The organism is Lactobacillus sp. ESL0233, assembly GCF_003692995.1.
GTDB lineage: Bacteria > Bacillota > Bacilli > Lactobacillales > Lactobacillaceae > Lactobacillus > Lactobacillus bombicola.
Genome location: NZ_REHH01000006.1, coordinates 50,885 through 66,164 on the forward strand (window position 1 = coordinate 50,885; position 15,280 = coordinate 66,164).

The 15,280-nt window shown below is 34.6% G+C and carries 13 protein-coding genes and 1 tRNA gene; all 14 read left to right on the forward strand.

Translation table 11 applies throughout. From position 1 onward, the window contains the following. The first annotated feature begins 155 nt into the window (after positions 1–155). The 14 genes from F5ESL0233_RS01910 (at position 156) to F5ESL0233_RS01975 (ending at position 15,163) form a co-directional block, all read left to right on the forward strand. Entirely contained in the window at positions 156–1,349 is a 1,194-nt protein-coding gene (locus F5ESL0233_RS01910; protein ID WP_122058458.1) for a bifunctional UDP-sugar hydrolase/5'-nucleotidase, read from the forward strand. 10 nt (positions 1,350–1,359) lie between these two features. After that, a complete protein-coding gene (locus F5ESL0233_RS01915; protein ID WP_122058459.1) occupies positions 1,360–2,532 on the forward strand; it encodes a nucleoside transporter C-terminal domain-containing protein in 1,173 nt (390 codons plus the stop codon). A gap of 174 nt (positions 2,533–2,706) precedes the next feature. After that, the gene (locus tag F5ESL0233_RS01920) at positions 2,707–5,376 is read left to right on the forward strand and encodes a calcium-translocating P-type ATPase, PMCA-type (protein ID WP_122058461.1); all 2,670 of its coding nucleotides are present in this window, start codon (positions 2,707–2,709) and stop codon (positions 5,374–5,376) included. Between the two features lie 236 nt (positions 5,377–5,612). Next, the gene (locus tag F5ESL0233_RS01925; protein WP_165777861.1) at positions 5,613–6,350 is read left to right on the forward strand and encodes an amino acid ABC transporter ATP-binding protein; all 738 of its coding nucleotides are present in this window, start codon (positions 5,613–5,615) and stop codon (positions 6,348–6,350) included. An 11-nt stretch (positions 6,351–6,361) separates the two neighbouring features. Further along, the gene (locus F5ESL0233_RS01930) at positions 6,362–7,177 is read left to right on the forward strand and encodes a glutamate ABC transporter substrate-binding protein (protein ID WP_122058463.1); all 816 of its coding nucleotides are present in this window, start codon (positions 6,362–6,364) and stop codon (positions 7,175–7,177) included. Then, positions 7,174–7,812 (forward strand): amino acid ABC transporter permease, encoded by a 639-nt coding sequence (locus tag F5ESL0233_RS01935; protein WP_090093447.1) that lies wholly within the window; start codon positions 7,174–7,176, stop codon positions 7,810–7,812. The genes F5ESL0233_RS01930 and F5ESL0233_RS01935 overlap by 4 nt, the downstream gene beginning before the upstream one ends. 15 nt (positions 7,813–7,827) lie before the next feature. Further along, the gene (locus F5ESL0233_RS01940; protein WP_090093449.1) at positions 7,828–8,481 is read left to right on the forward strand and encodes an amino acid ABC transporter permease; all 654 of its coding nucleotides are present in this window, start codon (positions 7,828–7,830) and stop codon (positions 8,479–8,481) included. Positions 8,482–8,938: 457 nt separating this feature from the next. After that, complete coding sequence (locus F5ESL0233_RS01945; RefSeq protein ID WP_122058464.1) at positions 8,939–9,940, forward strand: helveticin J family class III bacteriocin; 1,002 nt, start codon at positions 8,939–8,941, stop codon at positions 9,938–9,940. Positions 9,941–10,316: 376 nt separating this feature from the next. After that, a complete protein-coding gene (locus F5ESL0233_RS01950) occupies positions 10,317–11,459 on the forward strand; it encodes a CDP-glycerol glycerophosphotransferase family protein (protein ID WP_122058466.1) in 1,143 nt (380 codons plus the stop codon). A gap of 10 nt (positions 11,460–11,469) precedes the next feature. Continuing rightward, positions 11,470–12,894 (forward strand): oligosaccharide flippase family protein, encoded by a 1,425-nt coding sequence (locus tag F5ESL0233_RS01955; RefSeq protein WP_122058468.1) that lies wholly within the window; start codon positions 11,470–11,472, stop codon positions 12,892–12,894. 7 nt (positions 12,895–12,901) lie between these two features. Further along, positions 12,902–13,600: a glycosyltransferase family 32 protein gene (locus F5ESL0233_RS01960; protein WP_090093456.1), complete on the forward strand. Its 699-nt coding sequence runs from the start codon at positions 12,902–12,904 to the stop codon at positions 13,598–13,600. A 2-nt stretch (positions 13,601–13,602) separates the two neighbouring features. Then, entirely contained in the window at positions 13,603–14,067 is a 465-nt protein-coding gene (locus F5ESL0233_RS01965) for a SprT family protein (protein ID WP_122058469.1), read from the forward strand. A 124-nt stretch (positions 14,068–14,191) separates the two neighbouring features. Further along, complete coding sequence (locus F5ESL0233_RS01970; protein ID WP_122058471.1) at positions 14,192–14,875, forward strand: MarR family winged helix-turn-helix transcriptional regulator; 684 nt, start codon at positions 14,192–14,194, stop codon at positions 14,873–14,875. 201 nt (positions 14,876–15,076) lie between these two features. Continuing rightward, positions 15,077–15,163: transfer RNA gene (locus tag F5ESL0233_RS01975), tRNA-Leu, on the forward strand. Positions 15,164–15,280 lie beyond the last annotated feature (117 nt).

Here is a 15,280-nt window from a genome sequence, read left to right on the forward strand (position 1 = left end):
TCCCCGGTAAATTATATTATATTATTAATTTAATCAGATTATAATGTCAATATATAATTAATTGACTCAAAAAAATATATTGATATTTACGAACTATTTATTATAAAATTAATTGTATTGTTAACAATATTAATATTAATGCAAAGGAAAAAACAATGACTAAGCAAATAAATGTGTTAACCACAACGGATATTCACGGCTTCATTGCTAATATGGGAGAACAGCCAGCATTGGCTTTTGAGGGATTAAAAGAAAAGTATCCTCATTCATTATTAATGGATAGTGGGGACTTTTTTGTGGGGAATCCTTTAACTACCTTTTTCTGTGATCACATGACGGTTTCACCATTAGTAGATTATGCTAATGCAATTGGTTTTGATGTTATGGTACCTGGTAACCATGACTTTGATCACGGAATTAATTATTTGAAAGAGCAGGTTAAGCATTTAAATGCTGACTATGTATGTTGTAATGCTTTTTCTGAGGAAGATGAGTTACTTTTCCCACCATTTGCTATTAAAGAAATTAATGGTATTAAAGTAGGGGTTATTGGCTTAGTAACTAGTCGAATGTCAATGATTAGTGATTTTCCAGTTACCCGGGGTGTGATTGTAAAAACAGCTTTACCAGAGTTGCAAAAGCAAGTTGCCGTTTTAAGAGATCAAGTAGATCTGATTTTAGTAGGGTATCATGGTGGAATTGAACGTGACTTAGCAACACATAATGAAATCAATTATGCAACGGGAGAAGACGAAACTTTTAAATTGGTTTCACAAACTCCAGGGATTGATGGATTTAGTTGTGGTCATCAACATCGGGTTAATCATGGACAAATTGGACAAACTTTAATTGTTCAATGTGGTTATCGTGGCAATTATTATGGTCATTTAACGTTTGAATTCGATGATTATAATAAAATCATTCAGCGAAAAGAAGAAGTGGTTGCCAGTGAAACTCTACCAGTAAAAGCTGAGAGCTTTTATGATGAGCAAGAATATCAAGAATGGCTAAGTGAAGAACTTGATCTTAGTCAGTTGGTTAGCTTTTTGCAAGAGAAATTTGCGCGCACAAATTTAGGAATTTTTATCAATTTACAAGGTAAAACTAGAAAACAGGTAATTGATTCCTTTACTATTCCTTATGGTGTTAGAATTTATCATTTGACTAAGTCTGAATACACAACTTTTAGCCAACAGCCTTGGACCCTAAAAGAGGAGCATTCCCCTAATGATGCTCAAGATTTTGTTGTTTTAACAAATTCATATGATGTACCAGAGTATCGTTTGACTGAACAATTTGTTGATAATATTTTTGATGAATATTCATACTACTTAAAACAACGCGGATAAGGAGAAGAGAATGGGATTAATTGGAATAATTTTAGTTTTGGGCTTATTGTATTGGGTTAGTTTTGATCGGGAAAATATTGATTATAAATCAATTTTATATCTGTTTATTACAGAAATAATTTTGCTGTTTTTAATACTGAAAACTTCAATCGGTAACTGGATTATTAATGGGCTTTCTAGTAGTTTAAACATTATTAGTGCTTCTAGTAGTAAGGGCGTCAATTTTGTTTTCGGTAATTTGAAAAATCCTGGTGTAGTTTCGCAATTTTTCTTAGATGTGCTACTACCATTAATTTTTATTTGTGCCTTAATTGAATTATTACAGTACTTACGCATCTTACCGTTTATTATAAAATATGTTGGTAAAGTACTTAAAAAATTGTTTCACATTGATGAAATTAATGCTTTTGCAATTTTAAGTTATCCAATTGTAAGTAACGGTGTATTTGTTCCCTTTAAAGACCAGATGAAGGAAATGGCCCCTAACCAGTTGTTCACCTTGTCTATATATACTTTATCAAATACTACTTTGACAATGCTTGCTTCATACATGCACATTATTAAGTCAGAATTTATTCTTGTAGCGCTGGTACTTAATTTATTTACATCAATTATTGTCGCAAAAATTGTTGCGCCATATGATATTACGCAAGTTAATTATGAAATTTCAACTAAAAGTACAAACCAGAAATCACTTATTACACGTTTGATTGACAGTATGGGTTTGGGTTTTAAATTAGCGATTAATATTTCAATTTCAATCATTGGTTTTGTTTCTTTAATTACATTTGTTAACATTATTTTCAAATCGGCTTGCGGCAAGACTTTAACTGCTTTAATTGGCTATGTTTGTGCTCCAGTTGCATTTTTAATGGGAATTGATCCACATTCAATTGTTAGTGCCGGGACAGTTTTAGCAACGAAAGCTTTTACAAATATTTTTGTAGCAATTAATCAAATTAATATGAATGCCGTGCCAGTTAAAACCCAAGCAATCGTTAGCGTATTTTTGATTTCATTTGCTAACTTACCTAATCTAGGAACCACATTAGGTATTATGCATACTATGGTCGATGAAGAACATGGTGAAGCAATTGCTAAACACGCCTTGCGTTTATTTATGGTGGCAACTGCAGTAAGTATTATTAATGGCGCACTCGCTGGATTATTTTATTCATTTTAATTATTTATTCTTGTTAAAAATACCAAAATTATTTATAATTAAATAATCATAAGGGAGTAACAGCAATTATTTGCGGTAAGTCCAACAATCGAAGAAATACTTCTGGACTTATCTTAATTAGTGAGACTTGTGTGCTAAGCGCATGAGTCTTTTTTTAGTAATTAGGGGGTTAAAATATTGCAAGATTTTTATCATCAAACTGTCGTAGCAATTGAACAGGAATTTTCTACTTCGTGTGCTAAGGGATTAACAGACAGTCAAGTGCTTGAAGCACGAGAAAAATATGGTTCTAATAGTTTGGCAGGCAAGAAAAAAATTAGTATCTGGCAAAGGTTTTTAGCGCAATTTAAGGACTTTATGATTATCGTTTTAATTATTGCAGCTGTTTTATCGGGTTTTGTGGCTCAAGAATGGACTGATGCAGCGATTATTATGGTCGTAGTTATGTTAAATGCTATTCTTGGAGTATTTCAAGAAGCACGTTCAGAAGAAGCAATTAATGCCTTAAAGAAAATGGCTACACCGAATGCGCATGTGCGACGTGGAGGACAGATTGTAGAAATTCCGAGTCCGCAATTAGTTCCCGGTGATATAGTTTTACTTGAAGCTGGGGATGTTGTACCGGCTGATCTGCGTTTAACAGTAGCTAAAAGTTTAAAAGTTGAGGAATCAGCTTTAACCGGTGAATCTGTACCAGTTGACAAAGAAGCGACAATTATTAATGACGTAAAAGTTGCTTTAGCAGACCAGAAAAATATGGCTTTTGCTAATACTAATGTGACTTATGGGCGCGGAGAAGGTATTGTAACAGAAACAGGGATGAATACTCAAGTTGGTAAAATAGCTACAATGCTTAATAATACTGATGAAACAGATACCCCTTTGAAACGTAATCTTAATCAATTAGGCAAAACTTTAACGATCATGATTTTGCTGATTTGTGCAATCGTGTTTGTTGTTGGCTTTTTTACGAAAAGAGGAACCGAGCCAACGGATAAATTGGCAATTGACATGTTTTTAGTAGCCGTTTCTTTAGCTGTGGCTGCGATACCTGAAGGCTTGCCAGCAATTGTAACAATTATTCTAGCACTGGGTACCCAGGTAATGGCTAAGCACAAATCAATAGTACGCAAGCTTCCGGCGGTCGAAACACTGGGAGCTACAGACATTATTTGTTCTGACAAGACTGGAACTTTAACACAAAATAAAATGACTGTTGAGCAAGTTTTTTACAATAATCAACAGCATCCAGCTACACAAGCACTTGCAGCCGATAATCATGCTTTAATGACCATGGTTCTAGCAAATGATTCTAAATTAGATAATAATAATAAACTATTAGGAGATCCGACAGAAACTGCTCTAATTCAATTTGCCCTTAATCAAAAAATTGATGTTCAGCAACTTCTGCAAGTGCATAAACGGCTGCAAGAGGTACCGTTTGATTCTAGTCGGAAATTAATGAGTACCATTAATTTGGACCAGCAGCAGTATTTTGTAGCAGTCAAAGGTGCTCCCGATCAATTGCTTAAGCGTGTAACCAGAATTGAACAAAATGGTAAAATTAAGCCTATTACTGAAGAGCAGAGGGCAGCAATTGCGGCTGCCAACCAGGAAATGGCGCAAAAAGCTTTGCGAGTATTGGGGTTAGCATATAAAACTGTTGATCAGTTATATGATGAACCAACTACTGATAATGTTGAGCAAAACTTGATTTTTGCAGGATTAGTTGGAATGATTGATCCGGAACGTCCTGAAGCTAAAGCAGCAATTGCTGAGGCACATAGTGCTGGTATTAAAACAGTTATGATTACTGGCGACTATCAAGTAACTGCTCAAGCTATTGCTGAAAGATTAGGGATTTTAGCTCCTAATCAAGATGAGCGAGTAGTTACAGGTAGCCAGTTAGATAATTTTAGTGATAATTATTTGGCAGAACATGTGCCTGATTTTAGTGTGTATGCTAGAGTTTCACCAGAACATAAGGTACGCATCGTTAAAGCTTGGCAGTCACGTGGTAAGATTGTTGCGATGACTGGAGATGGCGTTAATGATGCCCCAAGTTTGAAACAGGCAGATATTGGTATTGGGATGGGGATCACAGGTACTGAAGTTTCTAAAGGTGCCAGTGATATGATTTTAGCAGATGATAATTTTGCAACAATTGTTGAGGCAGTCAAGCAAGGAAGAAAAGTATTTAGTAATATTCAAAAGGCAATTCTTTATTTAATGAGTTGCAATGTTGGTGAAGTATTAACCGTATTTATGATGACAATGCTAGGCTGGGATATTCTAGCACCGGTTCAATTATTATGGATAAACTTGGTAACAGACACACTACCAGCAATTGCTTTGGGACTTGAACCCGTTGAAAAGGGGATAATGAAAAGAATGCCGCGTGGAAAACAATCAAACTTTTTCAGTGGGGGAGTAGCCAGCTCAATTGTTTACCAAGGAATACTAGAAGGAATACTAGTTTTAATTACCTACCAATTGGGATTGAATTTTGGCCCACATGTCGGTAATACCAGCTTACAGCATCAGGATGCTTTGACAATGGCTTTCTTAACGCTGGGATTGATTCAACTTTTCCATGCGGTTAATTCTAAATATATTCACCAATCGATTTTTTCAAAAAGAACGTTTGCGAATAAGTGGTTTAATCTGGCAATTTTAATTTCTGCAGTTGTCATGTCTGCAGTTGAATTGCCGTTTATGAATCAGTTCTTTGATGTAACTGAGTTAAATATTACACAATGGCTAATAGTTTTAGTAGCTGGTTTGGGTATGATTGTTATTGTTGAAGTAGTTAAGTTTGTGCAACGTATATTAGGTAAAAAATAAATTAAATAATAAAAAAGCTCTTTGATAAAGTTAACAATTATGAAATAGTCTAAATTGTTATAATAAGAGCTTTTTGCTTGTTATTCAGCACTTTTTTAAAAGTTACCAAGTATAATTTTTTATTAAATTTATGCATATTTTCTAAAAAAATTAACCATTTATAGTATACTAGAAAACATATATTTTACTTTGCAATAAAATTTTTGTTGCAATTAAATACGAAAGAGGCGATAACAGTGTCGATGATAGAGTTCCATGACGTGCAAAAATATTACGGTCATTTTCACGCATTGCACGACATTAATTTAGAAATTGATCAAGGCGAAACCGTAGTTTTGATTGGACCTTCAGGCTCAGGGAAAAGCACCTTAGTGCGTACTGTAAATGGTCTGGAGTCAATTCAAAAGGGTCAATTGATTGTTAACGGGCACGACCTGTCAGATCCTAAGACTAATTTAAATATTTTACGTAGTGACGTTGGAATGGTATTTCAACATTTTAATTTATATAAAAATAAAGATGTACTCGAAAATATTATGTTAGCCCCTAGAATTGTTAGTCACATTCCTGAAGCAGAGAATAAGAAGCGGGCAATGGACTTACTAGAAATGGTTGGCTTAGAAAAATGGGCCCATAACATGCCTTCACAAATTTCTGGTGGACAAAAGCAGCGTGTGGCGATTGCTAGAACATTAGCAATGCGCCCAAAGCTAATTTTATATGATGAGCCAACTTCAGCACTTGATCCAGAAATGATTGATGATGTTTTGCAAGTTATAAAGAAAGTTGCTAATGATAGTGGGATGACCTCTTTAATCGTAACTCATGAAATGGGCTTTGCTAAAGAAGTAGCTAATCGAGTAATTTTCATGGATAAGGGTACAATTGTCGAAGATGATGATTGTCAAAGCTTTTTCAAACAACCAAAAACAGTACGTGCCCAACAATTTTTGAGTAAAATCATCTCTCACTAAGGAGGTTATGTATGAAAAAGAAATTTTGGCTAATTTCTCTTATGGCTTGCATTTTTCTGGTGAGTGGATGCGGTAAAAGTACAAATAACCAGTCTGTTTTAAAAGATGTTCAAAAGGCGAATACAATCACTTGGGGCGTTAAAGGTGATGTAAAATTATTTGGTTTAATTGATGTACATGATGGTCAACAAAAAGGCTTTGACGTCGATATGGCTAAGCATATTACTAAGCACATTTTAGGACCTAAAGGTCGTGCTGAATTTGTTACGACCACTTCGCAGTCGAGAATACCGCTACTTAAAAACCGAAATGTGGATGCGGTAATTGCAACAATGACGATAACCCCTGAACGAAAAAAAGTAATTTCTTTTTCTAAATCGTATTTTGATGCTGGTCAATCACTTTTGGTTCCCAAAAATTCAAAAATCAAAAGTACCAAAGATCTTAGTGGTAAAACCGTCATTGGAGTTGTTGGTGCGAATTCGGTGCAAAACATAAAAAAAGTTGCACCTAAGGCAAAAATAATTGAACTTCAGGATTATGCTCAGGCAATGAATGCTTTAAAATCTAAGCAGGGAGATGCTTTGACCACCGATAATGGTATTTTGTTTGGTCTTGCTGTTCAAAACCCAGGCTATGAAGTTCGTGGCGGAACATTTACTGTTGAACCATATGGTGTTGCAGTTGATAAAGGACAAACCGCATTTGCCGAGGCTGTTGACAAGGCAGTACTTGAGATGCAGCATAATGGTGAATATAATCGTTTGATTAAAAAGTGGTTTGGCGATGTTCCAGGTTTTAAGTATAAGGAGCTGTATCGCCAATGATTAATATTTTTACCAAATTTAGTAGCCAATTATTAATTGGACTGGGCTGGACAGTTTTTTCTAGTATAATTGCACTGTTTTTTAGTCTAATTATTGGAACAATTTTTGCTATTATGGAAGTTTTACCAAGTAAGGTAATGCGTACAATTGGTCGAGCTTATGTTGAAATTATGCGTAACATTCCATTATTAGTAATCACAATGTTTTTTTATTTAGTGATTCCCAACTATGTAGTAAAGATTAGTGGATTTACTGCTGGGACAATTGGATTAACCCTCTATACCTCGGCCTTCATTGCTGAAACAATCCGTTCTGGTATCCAATCTGTTTCTGGAGGTCAAATGGAAGGGGCGCGTTCAACGGGAATGACATATTGGCAAGCAATGCGCTATATTATTTTGCCACAAGCTTTTAAGATTGTTATTCCACCATTAGGTAATCAATTTGTTAACCTAGTTAAAAATTCATCAGTTCTAGCTTTTGTGGCGGGATTTGACTTAATGTATCAGGCTAATACAATTGCTTCGACTACATTTGATACTATTAATAGCTATTTAGTGGTAGGAATCTTGTATTTAATCATAACTCTACCACTTAGCTATTATATGCAACACTTAGAAAAGAAATTGGCTTAAGGGAGGTACATTGAAATGCAAAATTGGATTAATGCCCTTTCATGGCTTAATTTACGTTTTTTATTAATGGGCCTTTGGGTAACTATTTATATTTCGGTAATCTCCGTTATCTTAAGTTTTATTATTGGTTCCATTTTGGGTATTATTAGGTATTCTAAAATTAAATGGATTTCAAAAATTGTCGGTTTCATTATCGACATTATTCGTAATGTACCATTACTTTTGATTATTTTCTTCACTTATTTTGGGTTGCCAAATTTTGGCTTGCGGCCAGAAACAATTCCAGCTGCAATTATTGCAATGACAGTATTTGAGTCAAGTATGATTGCTGAAATTGTTCGTTCGGGGATTCAATCTGTTTCTGAAGGCCAAATGGAGGGCGCCCGTTCGACAGGGATGTCTTTTGTGCAAGCTCTCTGGCATGTAGTATTGCCCCAAGCATACAAAAACATGATACCAACCATTATTAGTCAATTTGTGTCGTTAATTAAAGATACTTCGTTGGCAACAATTATTGTTGTACCAGAAATGATGCAGCATGCGCAAGTTATTTATGGCCAAAATGCTAACTATATCTTGCCAATGTTTGCTGCTTTAGCAGTTTTATATTTTATTGTTTGTTTTACCCTGTCAGTAATTGGAAATGCGATTGGGCGGCATTTATCTTAATAAAACTGATTTTTAGTAAGTCAATGGGAGTATTTTGGAATGCCCCCAATTAATAAAACTGAATTAACGGCAACTAGTCAGAATTTATACGACTAACTATTAGTTTTAATTTCGATGAATGCAAGCTTAAAAAAGCACCTTGGAGGTTGTCTTGATTCACCTGTGGGAGTGGCAAAAGATACTACTTACATGGCTAAGACTAATTAAGCGGCTAAAGAAGAAGCTGGTGACACATTCAACAGGAAGTAAGGCACTTGTTTGTTACATTTACGAATGATGAGTTAAATCTATCCGTGGATTGGTAGTAACTAGAGTCACTTACTTGATCTAGTACTGCTAGTTATTATGAATAGGCCTTAAAGAATCCTCGTAAGTTTAAACGCTCATTGAAATAAAAAGTTATTCAAACCGCTGGCATTTTGTCAGCGGTTTTGACATTTTAAAAAAAGAGGTCCTTATGATACTGAAGCAATCAGACTTTTCTTTAACTCTTGTTAGTGAAATTTTTAATAAATTACAAGGGTTACATAATAATGTCATTCAAAAAGTAAGCATTGTTGGCCAGAATTTGTATGCCTTGCAATACAATAACCAACAAGATCCTCATAATTATGTTTATCGGGCTAGAAAAAGACGCTATCCTCTTTTTAAGCAAGTTTTTAATGCTTCCCAAATGGCGGGTGGTCATACGCAGACACTTGATTTGGCTAATCAGCCAAATATGTGGTTTATTGGTACGAAAAAAAACCACTTTAATTGGTCAACGCAATTAGCCCGCGTCACAATTCCATCTAGAAGCGCCCATACAAGCAATACCGAATTTGCTCGTTTGGCTTATCTTAACCGAGCTGGACGTGGATTGCGGGTTATAGAGCATCAGGGGGTGGATACCTATTTACCTTTTCGGGGAAATGATTTACTTAGATTTGATGCGGCTATTTCGCCGGCAGGTAAATTGTTAATGTTAGTTACTATTGATCAGCAAACTGCTACTCTGTCAAAGGGAAATAACGGTTATTTTATTCTATATGATTTAGCTGTAATTAATGCAGCTCTTGATAAAGTGGGTATTGGCTATGTTAACCTTGGTGAATTACCATATTTAAGCGAATTTTATATTAACCATATTACAGCTGTTGATAAAATTGGTTCTTTACAAGGATTTGCTCTTGATGAAAAAAGAAATGTGTATATTTCCAGCGAATTCGCGCCTAGCCAAGGTAATTTAAGCCAAAAACCACGGCGGATTATTAAAATCCCATGGGGCGCATGGGGCTCATCTAATGATCAAGGATGGCAAATTCTTGACTTTGATCAAGCGAATATTGATATTTTAGGTTATGCAACTGAGTTGGAGAATATTCAAGTGATCTCAGAAAATAATCTATATTTAACGATTTCTTATCATAATGGTGCCGGGGTGACAACACGGAGTCGAGTTTATCAAGTTAAGTGGTAAAAAAGATTGAACATTAGTGAAATTTTTAAAATTTAGGTATAGTTTAAGGACAGCTACTAAAAATAAAGGTGTCCCAATTATCCAATTAATATTAATTAAAGAAGTACTAAAACTTAAGCAACTTGTGCTTTAAAAAGGTAGACTTTTAAAGTTATCACATAGGAGCATTTTGCTGCTTAAACTTTGAATAGAAATCAAAAATTTAAAAGATTTAAGAATAATTTTAAAATAGTGTAGCAGTACTTTATTTAATCTATACTTTACTAATAGAGTTTGTTAGCGCAATATTAATTTACTAAAAAGTTTGCAATGTAAGTAAAACACTTGAAAGATTCACTATCTTTTGGGTACGCTTGGAAAATAGAAAGATTGGCTAATGAAGAATTTTCTGTTTCGTTTATATTTGAGCCTAATGAAATTTGGCGCTCGGTTTACTAAGATACAAGATAATAAAATTGTAATTCTAAATGGTGCTGGCCGTTCAGGTTCGAATGGTTATTTATTTGGTAAATATATGAAAGAAGCACATTCAGAATATAAAGTAACTTTAGTCGAACCATGGCCTTCTTCACACTTGTCCTTTGCAATTTGGCGCGAAATTGGTGCAGCTAAGTATGTAGTAACAACGCACCAGCCATTTAAAATTCATAAGAAACAAATTAATATTCAATTTTGGCACGGAATTCCCCTCAAGCGAATGGGAATTATGGCCAATAATACTAATCGAAAAACGGACTTGCGTAACCAATATTTATGGCAAAAAAATGCCGATATTGTTGCTTCTAGCTCTGATCTTTATGAAAGCTTGATGAGTGCGTGCTGTGCAATTGAAAATGACAAGTATCAGAAAGTTGGTTTTCCCCGCCTTGACGCTTTAAAGTCCCCGACAATTTCTCAATCTCAATTGTTACATGACTTATTTAAAATTGTTGATGATCAAGCTCAAATTGGGATTTATCTACCAACTTTTCGCTATGAAATGGAAGATAGCCAAGTTTTAGCCCAAATTAAGGCTGGCAATTTTTTGACCTTACCAGATTTTGATGTAGAACAGCTTAATTGTGCTTTGAAAAAACAACATCAGTATTTAGTGGTTAAATTGCATCCCTATGAAATGAGTTTTTTTGAACACTTGACTAGTCAGTTTTCTAATATTGCTTTTCTAAATAACGATTATTTGTTTGAACATGATTATGATTTATATGAATTATTAGGTGCTACTAATTTCCTAATTACTGATTTTTCATCAATTTATTTTGATTATCTAAATTTGGATCAGCCAATTATTTTTCTCACGAATTATTTGACTAAATATGAAAATACACGCGGTTTGCTGCTGAGTCCATATGAACAAGTTGTGCCTGGAATTTGTGTAAAAAACCAACAGGAACTACTTATTGCTTTAACCAATTCGGATGAATATCATTCAAAGCGACAGTATTGGCTAGATTTGACTAATCAAGTTCAAGGTCATTCATGTTGTGATGATATTTTTACTTTAATGTCAACAAACTATTAAAGGGGAAATTGTGAAAAGAACTTTTTTAAATATTTTATATAATGCTGTTTATCAAATTTTTTTAGTTTTAGTGCCATTGATAACCGTGCCTTATCTTTCGCGGATATTAGGTCCCCATACTTATGGAATTTACAGTAATGTAAATAATATTGTGCAATTTTTAATGATATTTTGTACCCTGTCAGTCTCTTATATTGGAATGCGAACAATTTCCCAAACTCGTTCCCATGGTAATCAGCAAGAACTGACTAAAGTTTTTTGGGGCTTGTGGTATTTTCAAGCAATTGCTGGGGCAGCTACAATTATAATTTTATTGGTTGTAGTTGGCCATTATCGAATTAAATATGGAAATTATTTATTACTGATGATACCATATTTGATTGCTGCCCAAGTTGATATTTCGTGGTTTTTTCAAGGACTAGCTGAATTTGGGCGTGTTGTTTTGAAAAACACGGCTGTCAAGTTAGTTTCAGTTATTTTAATTTTAGTCTGGGTTAAAGAACCAAGTGATTTATGGAAATACATGTTAATTATGTCGATTTCGACTTTATTGGGATCGCTTGTTTTTTGGTTTGATATTCATCGCTATATTGGTGGACCAGTTAAGCATTTTTATCAATTTGACACAACTATTAAAGCTATCATTACGTTATTAATTCCCCAAATTGCCACCCAAATTTATACTTCCCTGGATAAGCCAATTTTAGGTCTTTTTCAAAATTCTACCCAAGTTGCTTTTTATGATAATTCGCAGCGCATTTCTAATATGGTTTTAGGAATTGTTACTAGTATTTCCTTGGTAATTATGCCTAAAATGGCTGGTGAAGGGCAAAAGCAGCAACGAATAATTCTAAAAAAGTCATTGGATGCGACAGTGATGCTAGGAACAATGTTTGCGGTGATCATTATGGCCAATACTAAGGAATTTGTTCCGTTCTTTTTTGGCGCCAAGTTTATCCCAATGACCCCGTTAATGTTTTTCTTTGCCCTGACAATTATCATGATTCCGATGGGCGGCGTGTTTGCCAATCAGTTTGCCTTAGCCAATCATCGCGATCGAGATTATGCTATTCCAGTGATTGTAGGAGCCATTTTAGAAGTGGTTTTAAGTTATTTTTTGGATCAATTATACGGGGCAACTGGCGCAATGCTTGCAATTTTAACAACTGAATTAATCGTTTTAATCTTACGTTTACTAATTGTGCGTGATGGTTACGACTTTAAATATTCATTTCAAGAAGTTCCAAAATATTTCTTAATTGCTGGGATTGTCTTAGTAGTAGGTATGCTACTACCACAGCTAGTTTCATCAGCTTTCTTCAACATGGCAATGAAATCGCTTATTATGTTTATCTTATACATTGCCCTGATGTTTCTTTTACGGCTTGACTTTAATCAAGATTTAATTATGTTATTTAAAAAATTTTTTAAGTGAGGTTAAAATGATTCCCAAAATTATTCACTATGTCTGGGTCGGTGGGAAACCGAAACCTAAAAACATCCAGCGTTGCATGAAAACATGGCGTAAGCACTTAGGAGATTATCAAATTATTGAGTGGAATGAACAAAATTTTAATGTTCATGAAAATGAATATGTTGCCCAAGCTTATAAAGCGCAAAAGTGGGCGTTTGTTTCTGACTATATTCGGGCAAAAGCTATTTATGAGCAGGGGGGCATATATTTAGACACTGATGTTTTAGTTTTAGATGACTTAGCCGCACTATTAAATAATCGTGCTTTTGTTGGCTTTGAAAATAAGGATAACCCTTTTACTGCTGTTTTTGGGGCTGAACCCCATCATCCATTACTTAAAGATATGCTAGCTTATTATGACGGGCGTGATTTTACTTTTGATGCCAAAGACCAATTAGCCGGTGTCAATACCCTATCTGTTTCAAATATTTTGAAACAGAAGTATGGGGCAAAAGCTAATAATCAAGAGCAAGTTTTAAAAGAAAAGATTCATGTTTATCCGGATGGAATTTTATGCAATCCGTCTGCTAAATCGAAGACAATTCATGTTTTTACTGGAACGTGGATGGAAGGCGAAAAACCCTTAAAAAGAAAATTAGTAACAGCACTTAAAGTTAGAATAAAGACTAAGAAAGAAGCTGCTCTGTATGCGAAAATATTAAAATAGCAATGAATGAACAAGAACTACAAGAATTAGTTGAATTGCTATCAATTAAGTATTTTGGGCGCAAGTTTAAACATCAAGTTAAAATTAATCGGCGAATGACAACCACTGGGGGACGTTATCACTTAAATGATCACCATTTGGAAATTAATCGTCACTTTTTAGCACCACAATACAAACATGAATTAGTGGGAATTATTAAGCACGAACTGGTGCATTACCATTTACATTTAGCTAAATTAGGTTATCGTCACTCTGATTGGGAATTTAAGACCGTACTCAAACAAGTGGGCGGGTTGCGTTATGCACCCGATATTGGTTTACGGCGCCACCAGCCAGTTAGCTATTTATATCAGTGCGAATTTTGTAAACAAAAGTATGCTCGAGTACGTCCAATTAATATTGCCAAGTATGGTTGTAGCAAATGTCGTGGACACCTTAAGTTAATAAAAATGAGATCTAAAAAATAAAGCTGCAAAAGTTGTTAAATTTTTGCAGTTTTTGTTTGACAAAATGTTAGGTACGAAACTATAATTTAAGTATAAAATTAGGTACCTAACAAAAATAAAATTAGTAAGGTAAGGAGCTTTTATTATGAGTCAAACAAGTGATAACTTAATGAAAAAATTATACTTTATTATGCGTGCTAGTCGCTACTTTATGTTTGAGAATAAGCAGCCAATTTCAGGTCAAAAAAGAGTGTTGGCAGTTTTAAAATTAGAAGATGGCTTAACCCAAAATTATTTGGCAGAAGTTTTGGCATTGCAACCGGGATCATTGGCTGAATTATTGAAAAAAATGGAGGTAAAGGGTTATATTAAACGTGAAACGGACAACCAAGACAAACGGGTAAAACGAGTTTTTCTAACCAGTGAAGGAAAAGCGGAAGCAAGTCGACTGAAAGAACTCGAAAAGGCGCAAGATACTGCCCCCTTCTTTGCCGGCTTAAGTGAGAATGAGCAACAAGAATTTGGTCAGTATTTAGAAAAGATTGCTGATGGCTGGGATGAGAATCTAAAACAACAAGCGCAAAAATTTGTTGATCCAGCATTTCGGATGAAAGCAATTTCCCAGTGGCGTAAATATGCTGGCCAACATAACTTATCACGAGCAGAAAATAATAATATGTGTCGGAGAATGCAAAAGTGGAACCATTTTGCAAACTATCACGATTTTAAGCATGATAAGAGCAGAAGGTATTGCCGATTTAATGAGATGCCAGAGTATAACGCAGATTTTTGGCACCGATTTTGGCATAATGATGAAGAAGAAAGATAATTAAGTAAGGATTTTTCAAGTTTGAAAAACCCTTTTCGTTTTCAAATAATGAGTTCAGCTATGACTACTTTTACAAGTGATTTAGGTCATGATAGGTACAAGTAATTGATTATAAAAAGAGAAACGGGCAAATAAGTTAATAAAAAGCGCAGGAAAGTATTGAACTGAATTTGATTTTACAGTATACTAATTACTGTACTTGCGGGCATGGCGGAATTGGCAGACGCGCAAGACTAAGGATCTTGTGATCGTTTTTAGATCGTGGAAGTTCGAGTCTTCTTGCCCGCATCATTTGTAATGGAGTAGCAACTCCATTTTTTTGTTTAAAAATAAAATTCAAATAAAAATGTGAAATACTCTGTAATTGTTAAATTGATATCTAACTTTTATGGGGTATTTTTAAAT

Excerpts from the sequence above, each read along its gene's own strand:
- F5ESL0233_RS01940 (WP_090093449.1), top strand. The coding sequence starts at position 7,828 with ATGCAAAATTGGATTAATGCCCTTTCATGGCTTAATTTACGTTTTTTA.
- F5ESL0233_RS01945 (WP_122058464.1), top strand. The coding sequence starts at position 8,939 with ATGATACTGAAGCAATCAGACTTTTCTTTAACTCTTGTTAGTGAAATT.
- F5ESL0233_RS01950 (WP_122058466.1), top strand. The coding sequence starts at position 10,317 with ATGAAGAATTTTCTGTTTCGTTTATATTTGAGCCTAATGAAATTTGGC.
- F5ESL0233_RS01960 (WP_090093456.1), top strand. The coding sequence starts at position 12,902 with ATGATTCCCAAAATTATTCACTATGTCTGGGTCGGTGGGAAACCGAAA.
- F5ESL0233_RS01910 (WP_122058458.1), top strand. The coding sequence starts at position 156 with ATGACTAAGCAAATAAATGTGTTAACCACAACGGATATTCACGGCTTC.
- F5ESL0233_RS01970 (WP_122058471.1), top strand. The coding sequence starts at position 14,192 with ATGAGTCAAACAAGTGATAACTTAATGAAAAAATTATACTTTATTATG.
- F5ESL0233_RS01935 (WP_090093447.1), top strand. The coding sequence starts at position 7,174 with ATGATTAATATTTTTACCAAATTTAGTAGCCAATTATTAATTGGACTG.
- F5ESL0233_RS01930 (WP_122058463.1), top strand. The coding sequence starts at position 6,362 with ATGAAAAAGAAATTTTGGCTAATTTCTCTTATGGCTTGCATTTTTCTG.
- F5ESL0233_RS01965 (WP_122058469.1), top strand. The coding sequence starts at position 13,603 with ATGAATGAACAAGAACTACAAGAATTAGTTGAATTGCTATCAATTAAG.
- F5ESL0233_RS01915 (WP_122058459.1), top strand. The coding sequence starts at position 1,360 with ATGGGATTAATTGGAATAATTTTAGTTTTGGGCTTATTGTATTGGGTT.